At 69.8% G+C, this 19,930-nt stretch carries 17 protein-coding genes; 2 read left to right on the forward strand and 15 right to left on the reverse strand.

Annotated features, from left to right (window positions below):
* Window positions 1–2: 2 nt before the first annotated feature.
* Window positions 3–908: an RNA polymerase sigma factor SigJ gene (sigJ, locus tag ABD679_RS00205; protein ID WP_344758218.1), complete on the forward strand. Its 906-nt coding sequence runs from the start codon at window positions 3–5 to the stop codon at window positions 906–908.
* Between the two features lie 57 nt (window positions 909–965).
* Here sigJ and dcp read toward each other — a convergent pair whose 3' ends face one another.
* The 9 genes from dcp to ABD679_RS00250 form a co-directional block, all read right to left on the reverse strand.
* Window positions 966–3,140: a peptidyl-dipeptidase Dcp gene (gene dcp / locus ABD679_RS00210; protein WP_344757907.1), complete on the reverse strand. Its 2,175-nt coding sequence runs from the start codon at window positions 3,138–3,140 to the stop codon at window positions 966–968.
* 163 nt (window positions 3,141–3,303) lie between these two features.
* Complete coding sequence (locus tag ABD679_RS00215) at window positions 3,304–4,902, reverse strand: serine hydrolase (RefSeq protein WP_344757908.1); 1,599 nt, start codon at window positions 4,900–4,902, stop codon at window positions 3,304–3,306.
* A gap of 148 nt (window positions 4,903–5,050) precedes the next feature.
* A complete protein-coding gene (locus tag ABD679_RS00220; protein ID WP_344757909.1) occupies window positions 5,051–6,160 on the reverse strand; it encodes a YkvI family membrane protein in 1,110 nt (369 codons plus the stop codon).
* Entirely contained in the window at window positions 6,157–7,197 is a 1,041-nt protein-coding gene (locus ABD679_RS00225; protein ID WP_344757910.1) for an N-acetyltransferase DgcN family protein, read from the reverse strand. Before ABD679_RS00225 ends, ABD679_RS00220 begins: the two co-directional genes overlap by 4 nt.
* A gap of 32 nt (window positions 7,198–7,229) precedes the next feature.
* Window positions 7,230–9,566 carry a TonB-dependent receptor gene (locus ABD679_RS00230; RefSeq protein ID WP_344757911.1) on the reverse strand — a complete coding sequence of 779 codons (2,337 nt, stop codon included), beginning with the start codon at window positions 9,564–9,566 and terminating at the stop codon, window positions 7,230–7,232.
* A gap of 125 nt (window positions 9,567–9,691) precedes the next feature.
* Window positions 9,692–9,820, reverse strand: coding sequence for a hypothetical protein (locus ABD679_RS00235; RefSeq protein ID WP_344757912.1), 129 nt, complete (start codon window positions 9,818–9,820; stop codon window positions 9,692–9,694).
* A gap of 26 nt (window positions 9,821–9,846) precedes the next feature.
* Window positions 9,847–11,118, reverse strand: a complete 1,272-nt coding sequence (locus ABD679_RS00240) for a peptide MFS transporter (protein WP_344757913.1) — start codon at window positions 11,116–11,118, stop codon at window positions 9,847–9,849.
* Complete coding sequence (locus ABD679_RS00245; protein ID WP_344757914.1) at window positions 11,115–12,116, reverse strand: dipeptide epimerase; 1,002 nt, start codon at window positions 12,114–12,116, stop codon at window positions 11,115–11,117. Before ABD679_RS00245 ends, ABD679_RS00240 begins: the two co-directional genes overlap by 4 nt.
* 67 nt (window positions 12,117–12,183) lie before the next feature.
* Window positions 12,184–14,187 (reverse strand): serine hydrolase domain-containing protein, encoded by a 2,004-nt coding sequence (locus tag ABD679_RS00250; RefSeq protein WP_344757915.1) that lies wholly within the window; start codon window positions 14,185–14,187, stop codon window positions 12,184–12,186.
* Window positions 14,188–14,403: 216 nt separating this feature from the next.
* Between ABD679_RS00250 and ABD679_RS00255 the strand changes: the two genes are divergently transcribed.
* A complete protein-coding gene (locus ABD679_RS00255; protein WP_344757916.1) occupies window positions 14,404–15,141 on the forward strand; it encodes a helix-turn-helix domain-containing protein in 738 nt (245 codons plus the stop codon).
* 72 nt (window positions 15,142–15,213) lie between these two features.
* Here the strand turns inward: ABD679_RS00255 and ABD679_RS00260 are convergent, their stop codons facing one another.
* The 6 genes from ABD679_RS00260 to ABD679_RS00285 all read right to left on the reverse strand — a co-directional run bounded on the left by ABD679_RS00260 (window position 15,214) and on the right by ABD679_RS00285 (window position 19,929).
* On the reverse strand, window positions 15,214–15,822 hold the full coding sequence (locus tag ABD679_RS00260; protein WP_344757917.1) for a lysophospholipid acyltransferase family protein: 609 nt from the start codon (window positions 15,820–15,822) through the stop codon (window positions 15,214–15,216).
* A gap of 22 nt (window positions 15,823–15,844) precedes the next feature.
* Window positions 15,845–16,264, reverse strand: a complete 420-nt coding sequence (arfB, locus tag ABD679_RS00265) for an alternative ribosome rescue aminoacyl-tRNA hydrolase ArfB (RefSeq protein ID WP_344757918.1) — start codon at window positions 16,262–16,264, stop codon at window positions 15,845–15,847.
* 133 nt (window positions 16,265–16,397) lie between these two features.
* Window positions 16,398–17,147 (reverse strand): pseudouridine synthase, encoded by a 750-nt coding sequence (locus ABD679_RS00270; protein WP_344757919.1) that lies wholly within the window; start codon window positions 17,145–17,147, stop codon window positions 16,398–16,400.
* Window positions 17,148–17,164: 17 nt separating this feature from the next.
* On the reverse strand, window positions 17,165–18,838 hold the full coding sequence (gene ubiB, locus ABD679_RS00275; protein WP_344757920.1) for a ubiquinone biosynthesis regulatory protein kinase UbiB: 1,674 nt from the start codon (window positions 18,836–18,838) through the stop codon (window positions 17,165–17,167).
* Window positions 18,835–19,494, reverse strand: coding sequence for a ubiquinone biosynthesis accessory factor UbiJ (locus ABD679_RS00280; protein ID WP_344757922.1), 660 nt, complete (start codon window positions 19,492–19,494; stop codon window positions 18,835–18,837). Before ABD679_RS00280 ends, ubiB begins: the two co-directional genes overlap by 4 nt.
* Window positions 19,495–19,770: 276 nt before the next feature.
* Complete coding sequence (locus ABD679_RS00285) at window positions 19,771–19,929, reverse strand: DUF1328 domain-containing protein (RefSeq protein ID WP_344757923.1); 159 nt, start codon at window positions 19,927–19,929, stop codon at window positions 19,771–19,773.
* Window position 19,930: the final 1 nt, after the last annotated feature.

Consider the following 19,930-nt stretch of genomic DNA (forward strand, 5'->3'; position numbering starts at 1 on the left):
CGATGCAGGCCCGCGATTGCCTCGCGCAGTTCGAGCAGGCCCGCCCCGGCCTGCTCGGCCTGGCATACCGCATCCTCGGCTCGCGCGCCGACGCCGAGGATGCGGTGCAGGACACGTTCCTGAAATGGCAGGCCAACGACCGCAGCGGCATCGACAATCCCGGCGCGTGGCTGACCACCGTGTGCACGCGCCACTGTCTCGACATCCTGCGCTCGGCCGACCGCGCACGGGTCGAATACGTGGGCCCGTGGCTGCCCGAGCCGGTGCAGACCGCCAACGACGAAGCGTTCGGACAGGCCTCGCCGGAGCATGCGGCGACGCTCGCGTCCTCGCTCACCACCGCCTTCCTGCTGGCGCTGCAGCGCCTCACGCCGAAGGAGCGCGCGGCCTACCTGCTGCACGAGATCTTCGACCTGCCCTACCCGCAGGTCGCGCGCACGCTGGAGCTGCAGGAACCGGCCTGCCGCCAGCTGGTGGCGCGCGCACGTGCGCATATCGAAGAGGCGAAGGTGAGGCACGTCACTCCGCCGGAACGACAACGCCGGCTGCTCGCCGCATTCGGCACCGCCATCGCCACCGGCTCGGTGGATGCGCTCGCCGGCCTGCTGTCCGCCGACGTGCGCCTGTCGGCGGACGGTGGCGGCAAGGTGTCCGCCGCGCGCCGCGTCATGCACGGGCCGGAGGAAGTGCTGCGCTTCATCCAGAGCGGCCTGCATGCCTGGTGGGGCTCGGAACGGCTGCAGGAAACGACGATCAACGGCAACCGCGGCTTCATCCAGTACGACGGCGACGCCATCGCCTCCACGGTGTCGTTCGCCTACGACGAGGACGGCCTGCTCACCGACGTGTTCATCATGCGCAACCCGGACAAGCTGGCGCGGATCGAAACGGCACCGGAAATAGCCTGAGACCCAGCCGGAACCAGCCCTTCTCCCGCGTGCGGGAGAAGGGCCCTCGTTCCCGGATTACTTCAGCCCGCGATTTTCCAGCAGCGGCTCCACGCTCGGGTCCTTGCCGCGGAAGTCGCGGTACAGGGTGGCGAGGTCGACGGTGTTGCCGCGCGAGAGGATCTTGTCGCGGAAGGTCTGGCCGTTCTCGGCGGTCAGGCCGCCGTGCTCCTTGAACCACTCGTACGCGTCGTCATCCAGCACCTCGGACCAGAAGTAGGCGTAGTAGCCGGCCGAGTAGCCGCCGCCCCAGATGTGGTCGAAGTAGCTGGTGCGGTAGCGCGGCGGAACCTCGGGCAGGTCGACCTTGTACTTCTTCAGCGCGTCGGCCTCGAACTTGTCCACGTCCTGCAGCGGCGCGTCGGCCGGCAGGGTGTGCCAGGCCATGTCGAGCAGCGCGGCGGAGAGGTATTCGGTGGTCGCGTAGCCCTGGTTGAAGGTCAGCGACTTCTTGATCTTGTCGACCAGCTCCTGCGGCATCGGCTCGCCGGTTTCGTAGTGCTTGGCGTAGTTGGCGAACACCTTCGGATCGGTCGCCCAGTGCTCGTTGAACTGCGACGGGAACTCGACGAAGTCGCGCGAGGTGCTGGTGCCGGAGATCGACGGGTATTTCACGTCCGAGAACATGCCGTGCAGGGCGTGGCCGAATTCGTGGAACATCGTGGTCACGTCGTCGAACGACAGCAGCGCCGGCTTGCCGGGCGCGGGCTTGGTGAAGTTGGCGACGTTGTAGACCACCGGCTTGGTGCCGGTCAGGCCGTTCTGGTCGACGAACACGTCCATCCATGCGCCGCCGGACTTGCTGTCGCGCTTGAAGTAGTCGCAGTAGAACAGCGCCAGCGAGCTGCCGTCCTTGTCGAACACCTCGAACACGCGCACGTCCGGGTTGTAGACCGGGATGTCCTTGCGCTCCTTGAAGGTGATGCCGTAGAGCTGGTTGGCGGCGAAGAACACGCCGTTCTGGAGCACGCTGTCGAGCTCGAAGTAGGGCCTGATCTGCGATTCATCGAGATCGTACTGGGCCTTGCGCACCTGCTCGGCGTAGAAGTCCCAGTCGGACGCGGCCAGCTTGAAGTCGCCGCCCTGGGCGTCGATCACCTTCTGCATCTCGGCGATCTCGCTCCTGGCCTTGGCGGTGGCCGCCGGCACGGTGTCGGTCAGCAGTTTGAGCGCCTGGTCGGGCGTCTTGGCCATCTGGTCGCCGAGGCTGTAGGCGGCGTAGGTGTCGAAGCCGAGCAGCTTGGCCTTCTGCGCGCGCAGCTGGGCCAGGCGCTGGATGGTCTTGCGGGTGTCGTTTTCGTCGTTGTGTTCGGTGCGGGTTTCCGAGGCTTCCAGGATCTCCGCACGCAGGTCGCGGTCCTTGAGCGAGGCCAGCACCGGCTGCTGGGTGGTGTTCTGCAGCGCGAACAGCCACTTGCCGTCGAGCTTGCGCGCGGCGGCGTCCTGCGCCGCGGCAGCGAGGTCGCCCTCGGACAGGCCGTCGAGCCTGGCCTTGTCGTCCACCACCACCGCGCCCTTGGCGGCGGCGGCGACCAGCATCGCGTGGAATTTGGTCGACAGCGAGCTTTCCTCGACGTTGAGCTTGCGCATCGTCGCCTTGTCGGCGTCCGACAGCTGCGCGCCGGCGCGCACCAGCTCGTCGTAGTCGCGTTCGACCAGGCGCTTCTGCACCGGGTCGAGGTCGAGCGTGTCGCGCTGGTCGTAGATCGCCTTGACGCGTTCGAACAGCTTGGGATCGAGGCTGATCTCGTCCTGGTGCGCGGCCAGCTTGGGCGCGATTTCTTCCTGGATCTTCTGGCGCTCGTCGTTGGTGTCGGCCTGCACCAGGCCGAAGAAGATGTGGGCGACCCGGCTGAGCGTCTCGCCGGTCTTTTCCATCGCCTCGATGGTGTTCTCGAAGGTCGGCGGCTCGGGGTTGTCGGCGATCTCGCGCATCTCGGCCAGGTGCTGCTTCATGCCCGCCTCGAACGCCGGCAGGTAGTCGGAATCCTTGATCTTGTCGAACGGCGGCGCCTGGAACGGCAGGGTGCTGGCGACCAGCAGCGGGTTCTCGGAGGCGTCTGGCGTCACGTCGGCGGCTTCGGTCGGCTGTTCGGGGGACTGGGATTGGGAGGCCTGGGAATCTGGGGCCTGGCCGTTGCACGCCGCGAGGGCGAGGCTGATGGCGGCGGCGAGCACGAGCGGTCGCGTCATGGAGCGGATCTCCTGTGGGGCGATGGGCCGGAAGCCGCACAGGGTAACGCCCGAACCGGGTCCGGGCATGTGCAATTGGTTCAGGCGGCCATTCAGGAGTGCCGCTCACGGCGCCTGGCCTGTGCCCCGACGCGACCACACGCCGGGGCGAGTTCGCCGTGGCTCAGTCGCCGCGTGCCGGCGTGAGCAGCAGGTCCTGGTAGTCGTAGCTGAAATCCGCCAGCGGCGAGGCGGCCTTCATCGTGATCCGGGCGACCTTGCCGGCGGCATCGAGGCTGAAGGTGACATAGGCCGGCTCGAGGGTGCGGTCGTCCCATATGGTGCGGAAGGTGTCGTACTGCCAGTGCTCGAGCGTGCCGGCCATGTCCGGCGTCTGCCGGAAGTCGATCCGCAGCTTGCCGCCTTCGTGGCGGACGTCGATCGGGCCGTACCACGGGTCGGCGTAGCCACCGGCGTAGCCGGCCAGCGGCAGCGAGGGACGCGAATCCGCATTGCGCGTGTCGGTGGCGCGCGAAGCGGCCAGTATCTTTTCCTGCCTGGCCTGCTTGAAGGCGATGAAGTCGGCCATCCAGTCGCGCTTCGGCGCGTCGAGGTAGTGGTCGAGCAGCTCGTACATCATCCCGTACAGGACCTCGCCGTCCTCGGAGTTGATCTGCAGCGAGAAGCCCACCTGTTTCGAGGGCACCAGCACCACCATGGTCTGCACGCCGAACACCGCGCCGCCGTGCTCGATGATCTTCACCCCGCGGTAGTCGCGGACGCCCCAGCCCAGCGCGTACGACGAGAACTGCGGCGTGGCATCGGCGACCGGTTCCGGGAACTGCGCGATCGGCACCAGCACCTGCGGCGTCCACATCTCGCGCGAGGCATCTGCGCTGAACAGCCGGCGCCCACCTTCAGGCTCGCCGGGCAGCCGCCCGTGCCCGAGCTGGATCGAGAGCCAGCGCGCGAGGTCGTTCGCGCTCGATGCGATCCCGCCCGCGGGCGCGGCGTTGCGGCCCAGGCCGGCGCGCTCGTCGAGCACTTCCTGCTGGCCGATGCCGCGGAAGCCGCCGTCCATGCGCGCGTGCGGCTGCGCGCGATTGGGATCGGCGAACTGGTCGGCCTCGTCGGTGGTCGACGAGCGCATGCCCGCCGGCGCCAGCACGCGTTCGCGGACGAACGCCTCCCAGGTCTTGCCGGTGACGTCCTCGATCAGCTGCCCGGCGACCGCGTACAGCACGTTGTCGTAGGCGTAGCCGCTGCGGAAGCTGGTGGCCGGCTTGATGTAACGCAACGCGTGCACGGTCTCGGCGCGGCTGCGCGAGGAACGCGGCACGAACATCAGGTCGCCGGCGCCCAGCCCCAGCCCGCTGCGGTGCACCAGCAGGTCGCGGATGGTCATCTCGCGCGTCACCCACGGGTCGTACATCTGGAAGCCCGGCAGGTGGTCGGTGACCTTGTCGTCCCAGCCGATCTTCTTTTCGTCGACCAGCACCGCCAGCGCCGCGACGGTGATCGCCTTGCCAGTCGAGCCGGTCGGGAAGATGGTGTCGGCATCGACTGGCTCGGGCGAACCCAGCCGGCGCACGCCGTAGCCTTTCGCGTGCGTCACCTTGCCCTGCTCGACGATCGCGACCGCCATGCCGGGCACGCCGCGTTCGTGGATCACCGCATCGATGCGTGCGTCCAGGTCCGGTGGCGGCACGGCAAACGCGGCCGTCGAGAACAACAGGCCCGTCGCGACGGCGGCGGACTGCAGGCATTTCGGGATGGACACCATCATGATCTCCTGGACGTTGCGGCAACCTCGGGACGCGCTGGTTGACTGCTTCTGTGGGAGCGGCCATGGCCGCGATCGGCCGGAATCGCGGCCATGGCCGCTCCCACAGGGGCCCTGCTTGCAAGGGACCTGCCACAAAGGCACCTGCTCACGCCGCCGAGATGCGATGCGGACGACGCCACAGCAGCCACACGCCCCAGGTCATCAGCGGCAGCACATACACCGCCAGGAACACCCAGGTCAGCGTGCCGTAGCCCTTGGCGATCAGGTCGACCAGGCCGACAGCACTTGCCGCGTACACTGCCGCCAGCATCACGCCCACTGCAATGGCCGGGCGCAATTCACGTGGCATCGGCCGCTGCCGCTCCTCGTAGGATTTCGCTACCCGCTCGTTGATCGCATGCAGCAGCGCCACGCCGGTGTCCACCAGGGTCAGCATCACCGCGACCTGGAACGCCCACTCGAACCACGGCGCCTGCAACTTGGCCAGCAGGAATGCCGACGGTAGCGCCTCGGCGCCGATCTCGTGGTAGTAGCCCATCATCGCGATGTAGAACACCACGCCCGGCAACATGCCCAGCGGACCGGCCAGCGCACCCGCGACCAGCGCCTCGCGGCGGTGAGCCAGATGACGGATGCAGAACAGCACCGCCGGGATGGTGGCCACGTTGTAGCCGGCATAGGTGACACCGGCCTTGACCCAGTTGCCGGTGACCGGCTCCGAGGCGAAGTTGGCCTCGATGCGGTCGCCGAACGCGACCACGCTCCAGACCACGAACACGGCGTAGACCAGGTACAGGTAGCCCACCGAAATCGTCAGGAACCTCTCGATCACCGCGCTGTTGAACACCAGCATCGCGCCGGTGGCGGCGATCATGCCCAGCGAGCCGACCAGCCGCGGCAGGTCGAACAGGCTGTACACGATCTCGCCGGCGGCCGCGCCCATCACCGCCAGGATGATGATCATCAGCAGGAAATAGCCGATCTCGAACACGAACCAGCCGCGGCCGAGCAGGACCTTGAAGAACGACCGGTAGTCGTAGGCGCGCGCGACCCGGGCCAGCTCGAAGCTGGCCATCAGCACCGCGCTCCACACCAGCATGCTCACCAGCATCGCCAGCAGCCCGCCCCACGGCCCGGCCGGCAGGAAGAACTCCACCAGCTCGCGCCCGGTGGCATAGCCGCCGGCGATCACCGCCGCCTGGAACACGAAGCCCGGCAACAGGTAGCGCTGGAACCACGTGGCGGGGCCGCTCATGCCAGGCACGCCTCCACCAGCCGGTCCAGCGCCGCGCCTTCGCGCATCGGATCGGCAACGGCGCAACCCAGCCGCTCGCCCTCGGCGGCGATTACGCGCGCGGCCTGGTCCGGCGCCAGCGTCGCAGTGTTGAGGCTGACGCCGGCGCAGCGGATCGCCGGGTTGGTGCGCCGTCCCAGGCGCAGCGCCAGCTCGATGGTGTCCTCGACGCCGGGCAGCGGATAGTCGGGGTAGCCCAGCACGTGCGCGCGGCCGTGCTCGTGGCAGACGACGATGACGTCGGGCTGGCTGCCGTGCAGCAGCGCCAGCGACACGCCGGCGTAGGCCGGGTGGAACAGCGAGCCCTGCCCTTCGATGACATCCCAGTGGTCCGCGCCGGCGTCGGGCGACAGCGCTTCCGCGGCACCGGCGGCGAAATCGCTGACCACGGCGTCCATCGGGATGCCGCGCCCGGCGATCAGGATGCCGGTCTGGCCGGTGGCGCGGAAATCGACGTCGATGCCGCGCCGCGCGAATGCGCGCGACAGCACCAGCGCGGTGTACTTCTTGCCGATCGCGCAGTCCGTCCCGACCGTCAGCAGTCGCTTGCCGCTGCGCTTGCGGCCGCTGGCCATTGGCAGCTCGCGCGGTGGTTCGCGCACGTCGATCAACCGCCTGCCCAGCCGCGCCGCCGCCTCGCGCAGCACCGCGATCCCACCCAGCCTCGCATGCATGCCGCCCACCAGGTCCAGCCCGGCCTCCAGCGCCTGCAGCAGCGACGGCAGCCAGCTGTCGGGAATCCGCCCGCCCGGATTGGCGACGCCGATCACCAGCGAGCCGGCGCCGGCACTGTGTGCCTGCGCCGGCGTCAGCGATGGCAGCCCGACGCTCACCTTGCCGTCCGCACAGGCGAACTCGCCGATGCAGCGCTCGCGAGCCCAGTCGCGCAGGCCGAACGCGGTCTTCGCGTACGCCGGCTCGACGATGTCGCCCAGGAACAGCAGGTAGGGCTGCGGGAGGACATCGGGTTCGCGCGGCGGTGGATCGGCACTGGGCATGCGGCGGTTCGTCCTTGGGGCTGCGGGACGGATCAGAAGCGGTAGTCGAACTCGAGGCCGAGGGTGCGCGGCTGGATCGGCACCGCGGCGTTGTGCACGGTGGCGCCGGTCAGTGCGCTGGCAGCCGGGGTAACCGAAGACCAGGCGCGTTCGTCGGTCACATTGTTGGCGTAGGCGCGCAGCGACCAGCCGCCCTTGCCGATCCCCGCGTACACGTCGAGCGCGCGATACGAATCGAGCTTCACCGGCGGGGTGATCTGTTCGTCCAGGATGGTCGACGGATCCCCCGGCGCGGTGATGCGCTGGCGCTCGGTGGTGTCGTTGACGCGGTCGCCGACCCAACGCAGCGCGGCGCCGACCTGGCCCTGCGCGCCGCCGGCCAGGTCGAACTGGTATTCCGCAGTCGCCGACCATGCCAGCTTCGGGATGTAGGGCATGCGGTCGCCGGCCAGGCCGGTGTTGAGGACCACGTCGAAGCCCGGCTGCGGGATCACGCTCGCGGCGAAGTCGTTCTTCACCTTGCCCCTGGTGTACGCGGCGTTGAGGCCCAGCTGCAGGCGGTCGACCGGGCGGAACAGCGCGGCCAGCTCCAGGCCCTCGCTGGTCGCCTCGCCGCCGTTGACCAGCCCGCCGATGCCGTTGAACTGCGCCGCCACCTGGATGTCGTCCCAGTCGATGCGGAACGCGGCCAGGTCCAGCTGCACGCGGCGGTCGGCGAACTGCGACTTCAGCCCGACCTCGTAGCTCGACAGCATCGACGAATCCACGCTCGACGGCATGCCGGGCAGCGCCACGTTCGGCCCGCCGGGCTGGTAGCCGGTGGCGGCGCGCGCGTAGACCATCACGTCGTCGCTGAGCTGGAACTGCGGACTCAGGCTCCAGGTGAACACGTCCTCGTCGGACTCGCCGGGCGCGTCGCCGATCGGCACCAGCACGCCGGCCGGCACGTTCTGGCTGAACCATTGCTCGTTGCGCGCCTGGCGCACGCCGGCGTCGATCTTGAAGCGGTCACCGATGCGCCAGGAGCCGTTGGCGAACAGCGCCGTCTCCTTGTAGTCGCTGGGCAGCTCGACCACCGCCAGCACGCCGAACATGTCGTCCAGCGGCGCCGGCAGCGCCGAGCCATCGCCCTGCAGCAGGCGCACGTACTGCCGCTGCATCGCGTCCTCGCGGGTGTGGAACACGCCGACCTGCCACTCGAAGCGGCCGCCGCTCTTGGAGCTGAGGCGGAATTCCTGCGTCCACTTGTCCAGGTCGAGGGTGTAGCGGATGCTCGACTGCCCCGGCTCCGGCAGGCCCAGCTGCAGGTTGGCGAACTCGCCGAACTGGATCGACGAATCGAGCTGGTACATGGTCCGGGTATCGGACCACCCCGTCGCGGAGACGAAATCGGCCCAGCCCAGGTCCCAGTCCAGGGTCAGCGAATACAGGTCGAGGTCCTTGGTGAACGGCTGCGGCTGCCACACCTGGCCGGTCAGGTCGCCGAACATCGGGGCGCCGGTCACCGGGTCGAGCGCCACGCTGGCGCTGTTGTCGCTGTCGATGGTCTGGCGCAGCGCCGAGAGCTTCAGGTCGAAGGCGTCGCCATCCCATGCCAGCGCCGCGCGCGCGCCGGTCTGGCTGCCGCCGTTGATGTCCTTGCGGCCGTCGACGATGTTGTCGGTATAGCCGGGCAGCTCGTTGCGCGCGTAGCTCACCCGCAGGCCGAGCCGATCCTGTTGCAGCGGCAGGCTCGCGCCGAAGCGGACGTTCCAGCCCTGGTCGCCGTCGGCCACCGAGGACAGCCCCGCGCCGAACCGGACTTCGCGCGAGAGCAGGTCCGGCTCGCGGGTCACGTACTTGAGCAGGCCGCCGATCGCGCCGGCGCCGTACAGCGTGCCCTGCGGCCCGCGCAGCACCTCGATGCGGCTGATGTCGTAGGGCAGCAGGTCCAGGTTGAAGATGTTCGCCGCCTGGTAGACGCCGCTCGAGCCCACCGGCACCTCGTCGATGTAGGTGGCCACGGTGGCACCGGACGACATCGCGGCGATGCCGCGGATCGAGACCGCGGTCATGCCCGGCGCGCCGGCGTCCTGCACCTGCAGGCCGGGCACGAGGTCGGCGTAGTCGGTGAGCGAGTTCGCGCCCATGTTCTCCAGCTGCTGCTCGCCGATCACGCTGATCGCCGCCGCCACTTCACGCACGTTCTCCACGCGCTTGTTGGCAGTCACGATCACGCGGTCCAGCTCGGTGGCGTCGGCCGTCGCGGTCCGGCCCGGATCCGCGTCCTGGGCGAGCGCGGCGCCGGTGGTCGTCAATGCCATGGCGGCAAGAATGGCGAGGGCCAGCCGTGAGCGGCGGGAACATCCGGTGGACGTGGATGCGGTCATGGTCGTTCTCCCCGGGTCGTTGCTTGGAAGTGCACATGGGCGGGCGACCGCTCGGCGGCGCCCGATGTTCGATCCTGATCGGGGATGATGATCCCAATCAGAGAATTGTCAATACAAGCGGAAAATCATTTATTCCCCTCGACACCGCCGGCCGCGCGGTCGCCGCGCCAGCCCGGCCCGTCGTAGCGCTGCGACGGCGCGTCGGGCGCCGGCGTCGTGCCGCAGGCAGCCAGCGCGAGCGTCAATCGCGGCATGGTCGGGACTCCTTTGCGCGATCGGGTCATGGCAGCGAGCGGATCGGCCGGTCCAGCCGCCACAGCAGCGCGGCGGCGACGGTGGCAAGCCCCGCCAGCAGCAGGAAGAACGCCGGGTGGCTGGCCTTCGACCACAGCGTGCCGACCAGGCCGGCCAGCAGGCTGCCGCTGAAGATGGCGAGGAACCAGGACGCCACCGTGGTCGCGCCCAGCCGCGGCGGCGCCAGCTTGGCGAACAGGCCCAGGCCGGTCGGCAGGATGTACAGCTCGCCGAGAGTCAGGATGACGAAGAACGCCACCACCCACAGCCAGTCCACGCGCGTCCCGCCGGCCAGCGCGGTCACGGTCGCCAGCAGCACGTAGGCCGCCGCGACCACCAGCGCGCCGATCGCCATGCGCGTTGCCGGCGAACTCTCGCGGCCGGCATCGGCGCGACGCCGCCACGCCATCAGCAGCAGCGGCGTCATCGAGATCACCAGCAGCGGGTTGAGCGACTGGAACCAGGTCATCGGGATCGTGAAGCCCAGCCACGCGCGGTCGACGCCGGTGTCGATCCACAGCGGCAGCGTGTTGCCGATCTGCTCGTACGCGCCGCGGAAGATCGTCGCCGCGATGCCGACGCCGAGCAGCAGCCACCAGACCTTGTGATGGCCGCGGCGCACGTCCCGCGGCGTGGCCACCGGTTGCACGAAGCGCTGCGGCTCCGGCGGCAGGTAGCGGCGCCCGGCGAGGTAGATCACCAGCCCGAGGAACATGCCCACGCCCGCCGCGCCGAACCCGTAGTGCCAGCCGTAGAGCTCGCCGAGCGTGCCGCAGACCAGCGGTGCGAGCAGGCCGCCGACGTTCAGGCCCACGTAGTAGACGTTGTAGGCGCGCCCGCGACGCGGATCGTCGGCAGCGTAGAGATCGTTGATCTGGCTCGGCAGGCTCGGCAGGAACAGGCCGTTGCCCAGCGCGATCGTGGCCAGCGCGACGTAGAACATCGGCTCGAACGCCATCACGAAATGGCCGATGGCCATGATGCTGCCGCCGATCACCACCGCGTTGCGCTTGCCCAGCCAGCGGTCGGCGATCGCGCCGCCGAGGATCGGCGTTAAGTACGCCATCGCGGTGTAGGTGCCGTAGATGAAGGACGCCTTGTCCTGCGCGAACAGCAGCTGCTTGGTCATGTAATAGACCAGCAGCGTGCGCATGCCGTAGTAGGAGAACAGCTCCCACATCTGGGTCAGGAACAGGATCGTCAGCCCGCGCGGCTGGCCGAACCAGGTGGCACCGTCCCTGTCGGCCACCGCGCTCACGCGGCCGCCTTCGCGCCCCAGACCTCGTCGCCGCAGGCGATGTAGCCGTCCTCGTAGCGCACCGAGGGCGTGCGGTCGGCGGCCAGGAAGATCGGGCCGTCGAGGTCGACCACGTCGCAGTATTGGCCCAGCACGAAGGCGGGCGCCGCCGCCAGGCTGGTGCCGCACATGTTGCCGACCATCACCTGCTTGCCCAGTTCGCGCGCGCGCCGGGCCATCAGCAGGCCTTCGGTCAGGCCGCCGCACTTGTCGAGCTTGATGTTGATGACGTCGAAGCGGTGGTGGCGCGCCTCGAGTTCGGCCAGGTCGAGGATGCTTTCGTCGGCGGCGAAGGGCAGCACGCGTTCGATGCCGTCCAGTTCGTCCTCGCGGCCGCGGGCGCAGGGCTGTTCGAGCAGCGAGACGCGCGCTTCGAGCAGCGCCGGCAGCAATGCGGGGAGCGTGGCCGCGCCATGGCCCTGGTTGGCATCGACGCCGATCCACGGGTCCGGGCAGCGCGCACGCACCGCACGCACGCGCGCGGCATCCAGCGCCGGATCGCCAGTGAGCTTCAGCTTCAGCGCGCGCGCCTGGGCAAAGGCCGCGGCGTGGTCGGCCATCACGCCCGGATCGTCGGCACCGACCGTGAACGTGGTCAGCAGCGGGCGCACGGCGTCGAGGCCGGCGAGCTTCCAGACCGGCACGCCCGCGCGCTGCGCCTCGAGCTCCCACAGCGCGCAGTCGAGCGCGTTGCGCGCGCCGCCGGCGGGCAGCAGCGTGCGCAGCGTTTCGCGGTCGAGGCCCGCCTCGATCCGCGGCCGCAGCGCCTCGAGCGTGGCGAGCATCGCGTCCGGATGGTCGTCGTTGTAGTAGACACCGGCCGCCTCGCCGCGGCCGGTGCAGGTGCCGTCGCGCAGCGTCACCACGGTCGCGGGCATCGCCTCGAAGACGTGCCCGGCGATGCGGAACGGCGCCGCCAGCGGCAATGGTTCGTTGTGCAATTCAAGTTCGATCGGCACGGTTCACGCGCTCCGGGAGGATGTGCGGTTGGAGGGCCGGCTGCGAAGGCAGCCGGCCGTGCATCGATCAGTAGTTCGCGCCGAACCCGATCACGTGGTCGGCGAAGCCGATCCACAGCAGGAACAGGCAGGCCAGCGCCAGCAGCACCGCCCACAGCTTGGCAAGAATGCGGCGCTGGCCGCGCAGCGCGTGCCAGGCATTCCAGAGCGCGATCAAGGCACCGAGCGGCAGCACCACCGTGGCGAACAGCCGCAGCGCGATGATCCATCCATCCATGCTGGCACTGGTCAGCGCCAGGTCGCCGAGCATGGACACCACCAGACCGAGCATTGCCCCCATCGCCACCAGCATCAGCAATGCCGCGATCCGCACCAGGCGATGCGCGCGCGCGTCGTTGCCGGCGAGCCGGTACTGCACGCCGTAGTAGCGCCGCACCAGTGCCGACACCGGCCATGCCAGCACCGTCAGCAGCAGGATCGCCAGGCTCGCGACGAACAGCGGCATCGCCAGCGCCCGCCAGGTAGACAGGCGCTGGAACACCATGATCGGCGCGTACGGCTCCATGGTGAAGCGCGTGACGTTGCCGTCGACCACGTCGGCCGCGAGCCGGTCGGTGCTGGCGGTGTCCTGCCACAGGTACGGCGCGACTTCACGCCACTTCTTGGGTGCACCGCCAGGGCCCAGCGCCAGCGTCACGCTGATCGTGCCGTCCTTGTTGGCCACCACCTTGACCGGTCCGAGCAGGTTGACCAGCGACATGAAGTTGCTGTCCGGCCGCCGGCTGCTGGTGTAGGTGCCCGCGATCTGCTGCGCATGCTGCTTCGCGTCCTGCGCGGGCACGCCCTTGGCCGGCGCCGCCTTGCCGGGCAGGTAGCGGTCGGCGAAGCCGCGCGCCAGCGCGTTGCGGATGTGTCCGGTCGCACCGTCGCGGCCGGAGCTGTTCATCGACACGAACACGCCGATGCCGTCATCGGGAAACAGCTGCAGGTCGCTGTGGAACCACTGCGTGTCGCCGCCGTGCGCGATCGCGCGGTGGCCGTTCACCGAGGTCTCGTAGAAGCCGAGCATCATGCGGTTGAGCGGGCCCACCGACGCCTGCCCGGTGGTGTGCATCATGCGCGCGGTGTCGCCGCGGAGGATGCGCGCGCCGTCGTAGGCGCCGCGCTGCAGGTGCGCGATCATGAAGCGCGCCATGTCGGCGCCGGTCGAGGCCAGGCTGCCGGCGGGCGCGAGGCTGATGAACTCGTAGTCCTTCGCCTCGCCGTCGGAGGCCTTCGCATAGCCCTTGGACATCTTCGCCAGCAGCGCCGGCGGCAGCGGCTGTCGGAAGCTGGAATGCGCCATCCCCAGCGGCTGGAAGATGTGGCGCTCGATGTAGTCGTCGAACGATTCGCCGGAAACGCGCTCGACGATGTAGCCGGCCATCGCGGTCGCGTAGTTGGAGTACGCCGGCGTGCTGCCCGGGGCATGGATGCGCTCGGGCACCCAGTGCTTGAGCGCCTCGCCCAGCGGCGTGATCGCATCGGCGTCGGGCGTGATCAGCGCGCGGATCTGTTCCTCGAAGCCGGCGGTGTGCGTCATCACGTTGCGCAGCGTGACCGGCTTGCCGTCGCGCGGCGGGATTTCGAAGTCGAGGTACTGGTTGACGTCGGCGTCGAGGTCGAGCTTGCCCTGCTCGACCAGCTGCATCACCGCGGTCCAGGTGAACAGCTTGGACACCGAGCCGGGGCGGAACAGCGTGCTGGCCGGGTCGACCGGCGTGCGCTCGGCCACGTCGGCGTAGCCGTAGCCCTTCTGCAGCAGCACCCGGCCGTCCTTCACCACCACGACCACGGCGCCGGCGATGTCGCCGGCGGCCAGCGCGTAGGGCAGGTAGCCGTCCAGCCAGGCTTCGGCGTCGGCGCGGGTCAGTGCGACGCCGTCGCCGGCATCGGATGGCGACTCCTGTGCCTGCGTCGGCGCCGGCGCCGCTTCCACGGCTTCGGGCGGCAGGGGGTCGGGCACCTGCGCCGGCGCGGCGTGCGCCAGTACCAGCCCGAGCAGTCCCGCCATCATCCAGATCCCACGCATCGCCCTTCTCCCCTCATGTCCGTGTGCCGGACCGGCCGCGCGGCATGCCGCACCGCTGGCCGGAGAAATATCCCGTTCCGCAATAAACATCCTGATCAGAGAATTGTCAACCCGTCTGGCAAATCCGGCCCCGAGCGGTGATCATGTATTCCACGGGCAGGTGGATGCCCGGCGTCGCCGGCGTCGGCGGCGCGGACGAACGGCAGGAACCCACGCATGACCCCGCAACACCCCACCATCGGCGGCCTGCTGCGCTCGCTGCGCGCGCGCAACGGCTGGACGCTCAAGGAGATGAGCGAACGCTGCGGCATCCCGCTGTCGACCCTGTCGAAGGTGGAGCACGACCGCCTGACCCTGACCTACGACAAGCTGCTGCAGCTCAGCCAGCGCCTCAACATCCGCATGTCCGAACTGTTCGCCGAACAGGCCGAGGCCTCCGAACCGGCCGTGACCGCGCGCCGCAGCATCGGCCGGATCGAGGATGCGGTCCGCGTCAACACGCCCAACTACGACTACTACTATCTGTGCCCGGAGCTGCGCCGCAAGCGCATGATCCCGGTGCTCACGCGGGTACGCGCCAAGAGCATCCGCGAGTTCGGCGACCTGGTCCGACACTCCGGCGAGGAGTACATCCACGTGCTGGAAGGCCGGGTCGGGGTGCACACCGAGTTCTACGACCCGATCGTGCTCGGCCCCGGCGAGTCGGTCTACATCGATTCGAACATGGGCCACGCCTATACCGTCGCCGAAGGCTGCGACGAGGCACTGCTGCTGGGCGTGTGTTCCAGCGCCGACGAGCAACTGCTGGAATCGCTGATGACGCTGCACGGCGACGAGCCGCCGGCTCCCGCGCCCTCCCGGATCAGCGCCCCGCCACCGGGCAAGGCGAAACCGCGCGAGCGCCGCCCGCGGGCGACCGGTACCGGGGCACGCAAGGCCGATCCGGCGAAGTAGGCGGCGGGCCGCACGTCCGGGCCGCGCGCCGCGATCACTCGCTGCGGGAACCCTCGCCGCCGCGCGCGCCGCTCAGGTGGTGCCGCGGTTCTTGCCCATCCACGGCCGGTACCACGCGCGGATCGCGGCCATGTCGGCGGCCATGTCGTCGGACAGGTGGAACAGCGGGCCGAAGCCGATGACGCGGTCGGGATAGTGGAAGTACATCCGCAGCACCGGCACGTCGGCGGCCCTGGCGATCTTCCAGAAGCCGGTCTTCCAGCGCTCCACCCGCTTGCGCGTGCCTTCCGGCGCCAGCCCGTACCAGAACTTCTCGCTGCCGCGGATCAGCGCCGCGGCCTGTTCGACCACCCCCTGCGCGGCCTGCCGGTCCACCGGGATCACGCCCAGGCGCTTGAGCAGGTAGCCCAGCACCGGGATCCGGAACAGCGAGTCCTTGCCCAGCACGCGGATGTCGACACCCAGCGCCAGCTTGGCGGAAAAGCCCCAGAGCCCGTCCCAGTTGGACGAATGCGGCGCGCCGATCAGGACCAGCCGCGGAATGTCGGGGATCTGCCCGACCATGCGCCAGCCGCCGAGCTTCAGGATGGTGCGCCCCAGCCAGCGGGTGAAGCGATTGGGCTTTACCCGCGGCGCGTTCGGCGGCAGTGGCAGGACCACGTCGTCGTGCGTTGGCGTCATGCGTTCCCCTCGGCGCGTTGCGTCATTCCCAGTCGCGGCGGCTGCGGCCGCGACCGCGCTTGATGTTACTGCGTTCGCGCTTGGCGTCGAGGCGGCGCTGCTTCGCGGCGCGCGTGGGTTTGGTGGCGACCCGCTTCTTCGGCGCGTACAACCCGGATTCGATGAAGTGTGCCAGCCGCTCGCGCGCATCCTGGCGGTTGCGGTCCTGGGTGCGGAAGCGCTGCGCGCTGAGCACCAGCACGCCATCTGCGGTGACGCGACGGTCGCGCCGCGCCAGCAGGCGTTCGCGCACAGGTTCGGGCAGCGTCGGCGAGTTGGCGACGTCGAACCGCAGCTCCACCGCGGTGGCCACCTTGTTGACGTTCTGCCCGCCCGGGCCGGCGGCGCGCACGAAGCGCTCGACGATTTCGTGTTCCGGGATGGTGATCGCCGGCTGGGTCATGGGAGCCTCCGGCGGGCATTGTAGGGCGCGCTCCGCGTCGTTGCCCTGCCCTGCTTCCGCGCGTGCTCCCGGTAGGAGCGGCGGGAGCCGCGATCGCTTTCGTCACGATCCGTGATCGCGGCTTCCGCCGCTCCTACCGGGAGATCGAAGCGGTCGACGCGAACAACGCCAGCGCCCGCGCGAACTGCGCGTCGGGCGGCGCCTCGACGATGATCCGGCGGCCCTCGTGCGGGTGCGCGAACTCCAGCCGCTGCGCATGCAGCAGCATCCGATGGATCCCGCGCATGCGGAAGATGCGGTTGTGGCGGCCGTCGCCGTGGCTGGTGTCGCCGATCAGGTGGTGCGACAGGTGCTTGAGGTGGCGGCGGATCTGGCGGAAGCGCCCGGTCTGCGGCCATGCGCGCAGCAACGCGTAGCGCGAGGTCGGGAAACCCGATGACGGTTCATCGAGTTCGGTCGTGGCCAGCCGCTCGAAGCCGGTGACCGCGGGCTTTTTCTCCGGCTTGCCGGGGCCGCCGTCGAGCGGGTGGTCGACCGTGAACGCCGTTTCCGCCGGCCAGCCGCGGCAGATCGCAAGATAGTCCTTGGCCACTTCACGCGACATCAGCATCCTGCCCAGTGCCGACGCGCTGTCGCGGTCGAACGCCAGCAGCAGGCAGCCGCTGGTGGCGCGATCGAGGCGGTGGACGAGGAAGATCTGCGTGCCGAACTGCTCGCGCAGGCGATCGGCGGCGAAGTCGGTCTCCCCGCGCGCCAGCTTGCTGTCGTGGACCATCAGCCCGGCGGGCTTGTCGACGACGGCGAGGAACTCGTCGCGGTAAAGGACAGAGAGCTCTTGCCCCCTCGACGGCAGGGGAGGGAGCCAAGCGACCTTTTCCTGCATTTTCGGGGAGGAAGCTTTCAGCGGCGCGGCCACGCGGCGGCGACGGCCCAGAGGCCGCCGAGGCCGGCGATCCAGGCGGCGGCGGGGATCGACAGCAGGCGCGGGCCGCCGGCCTCCAGGCCGTACAGGATCGCGGCGACGATCAGCAGGCCGCTGCCGAAGATCGCCGCCACCGTGCGCCGCTGCACGCTCTTGATCGTGTGCACCAGTTCGGACAGGTCGCGCGAGCGCAACGCGAGCTCGTGCCGGCCCTCGACCTGCTGGGTGAGCCAGGCGTGCACCAGCCGCGGCACCTCGGGCGCCTGGGTGATCATTTCGGGCAGGCGCTTGCGGAACTCGCCCATCAGCCGCTGCGGGCTGTAGCGCTCGGCGAGGATGCGTTCGAGCACCGGCCTCGCCACCGCCCAGATGTCGATCTGCGGATCGAGCTGGCGGCCGACGCCTTCGATGTTGAGCAGGGTCTTCTGCAGCAGGATCAGCTGCGGCTGCAGGGTCAGCTCGTAGCGCTGCGCGGTGCGGAACAGCTTGATCAGCACTTCGGCCAGCGAAATCTGCGACAGCGGCCGGGTAAAGTACGGCTCGCACACGGTGCGCGCGGCGGCCTCGAGTTCGTCGATGCGGATGTGCGACGGCATCCAGCCGGCCTGCACGTGCAGCTCGGCGATGCGACGGTAATCCTTGTTGAAGATCGCCATGAAGTTCTCGGCGAGGTAGTACTGGTCCTCGCTGGAGAGCTGGCCCATGATCCCGAAGTCGAGCGCGATGAAGCGCGGGTTGGCCTTGCGCGCCGGGTCGCTGTCGACCCAGATGTTGCCGGCGTGCGCGTCGGCGTGGAAGAAGTTGTCGCGGAACACCTGGGTGTAGAACACGCGCACGCCCTTGGCGGCAAGAGCCTTGCGGTCGATGCCGGCGGCGTCGAGCGCGGCGATGTCGTCGCTGGGGATGCCGCGCACGCGCTCGATGGTCAGCGCGCGGCCGGCGCTGTGGCTCCAGATCGGCTCGGGCACGTAGAGGTCGTCCGAGCCCTCCCAGAAGCGCCGCAGCACCGAGGCGTTGGCGCCCTCGCGCTGCAGGTCGAGTTCGGCCGCCAGCGTACTCTCGATCTCGGCCACGATCGCGCGCGGGCGGATCTTGTCGGCGGCCGGATGGGTCCGGTCGACCAGGCCGGCGACGTTCCTGAGCAGCGCGATGTCGGCGGCAATCTGGCGCTCGATGCCCGGGCGCAGCACCTTGACCACGACCTCGCGCGCCGGGGCGCCGTCCTGCGCGCGCAGCGTGGCGGCATGCACCTGCGCGATGGATGCGGACGCCAGCGGCACGGTGTCGAAGTCCGCGTACGCCTCGTCGATCCCGCGGCCCAGCGACTGCTCGATGATGCGGCGCGCGGTGTCGCCGTCGAACGGCGCAACGCGGTCCTGCAGCAGCGACAGTTCGTCCGCCACGTCCGGCGGCACCAGGTCGCGGCGGGTGGACAGGATCTGGCCGAACTTGACGAAGATCGGCCCCAGCTCCTGCAGCGCCAGGCGCAGTCGCGCGCCGCGCGACTGCGCGGCCAGCTCGCGCGGGGCGCGCGGCACGAAGGGACGCATCAGCTTCAGCCAGCGCTCGGCCGGGGTGTCGTCGAACAGGTCGTCGAGGCGGTGGCGCACCAGCACGCGGCCGATGCGCAGCGCGCGCAGGGCGCCCTTCATCGCGCCGCCCCCGCGAGACGCGCGACGCGCGCGGCCAGGCGCTCGGCGTCGTCGCGCAGCGCGTCGACGTCGTCGTGGAAGGCATCGAGTTCGTCGCGGCCGACCACGTCGCGCGATTCCTCGACGACGTACTCGGCGGCGTTCCCGGCCAGCCCGCCGGCCAGCGTGCGCGCCTGCTTCAGCGCCGCCGCAAACCCGTTGGCGACCTGCACGCCGACCACGTCGCCCAGCACCGCGACGAAGGGCTGCTGCCAGTCCGGATCGAAGCGCTCGGCCAGCCGCTGCAGGCGGCGCGCGAGGTCGGCGTCGCCGGAGATGCGCATGCCGCCGATGGGGGGTGCTTCGTCGCCGCGCGATCCCAGCAGCGACGGCAGCTGTCCGAGCAGCGCACCGAGCGTGCTGCGCACGGACAGGTCGGCTTCGTCCTCGCGCCTGCCGGCCGGACCGACCACGAGCCGGCCGTCGTCAACGCGCAGTTCGAGCGCCAGCGGCGGCGACTGCAGGGCCAGTTCGATGCGGCGGCCGTCCAGCGCACGCAGCGCTTCGTGGGTGTCGGGGTCAAGCGCGACGGCGCGGTTGAGCGCGGCTTCCAGCACCCGCCCGGCGGCGGGCTTGAAGGCGTCCAGCGGCGAGGTGGGGGCGTTGGCGTCGGTCATGGCCCATTGTAGCCGTGGGCCGATGCCGGGCCGCGGAGGCCAAATGGGTTCTAGTAGGAGCGGCTTCAGCCGCGAGCTCTACGCCCCGCCCTGCAAAGGCCGGGAGATCGTGGAAGGCTGCCGTTGGCACTGCCCGCAAGAGCGATACCCCGGCGTCGCAGTGGACATGGCAGCCGCAAAAGCTCGCGGCTGAAGCCGCTCCTACGGGAAATGCCCGGCTGCAAACGACCGCGGGCCCGTCCGGAGACGGGCCCGCGGATCACGCAACGCGCGGCGTCAGAGACGCTTGCCGCGCAGCAGCGACACCACTGCCAGGATCAGGAAGACGACGAACAGGATCCAGGCGATGTTGCTGGCCGCGCCGGCAATGCCGGAAAAACCAAGCACCGCGGCAATGATGGCGATGACGAAGAAGACGATGGCGTAGTGCAGCATG

Source organism: Luteimonas lutimaris (assembly GCF_039537065.1).
In the GTDB taxonomy this organism is placed as follows: Bacteria; Pseudomonadota; Gammaproteobacteria; order Xanthomonadales; family Xanthomonadaceae; genus Luteimonas; species Luteimonas lutimaris.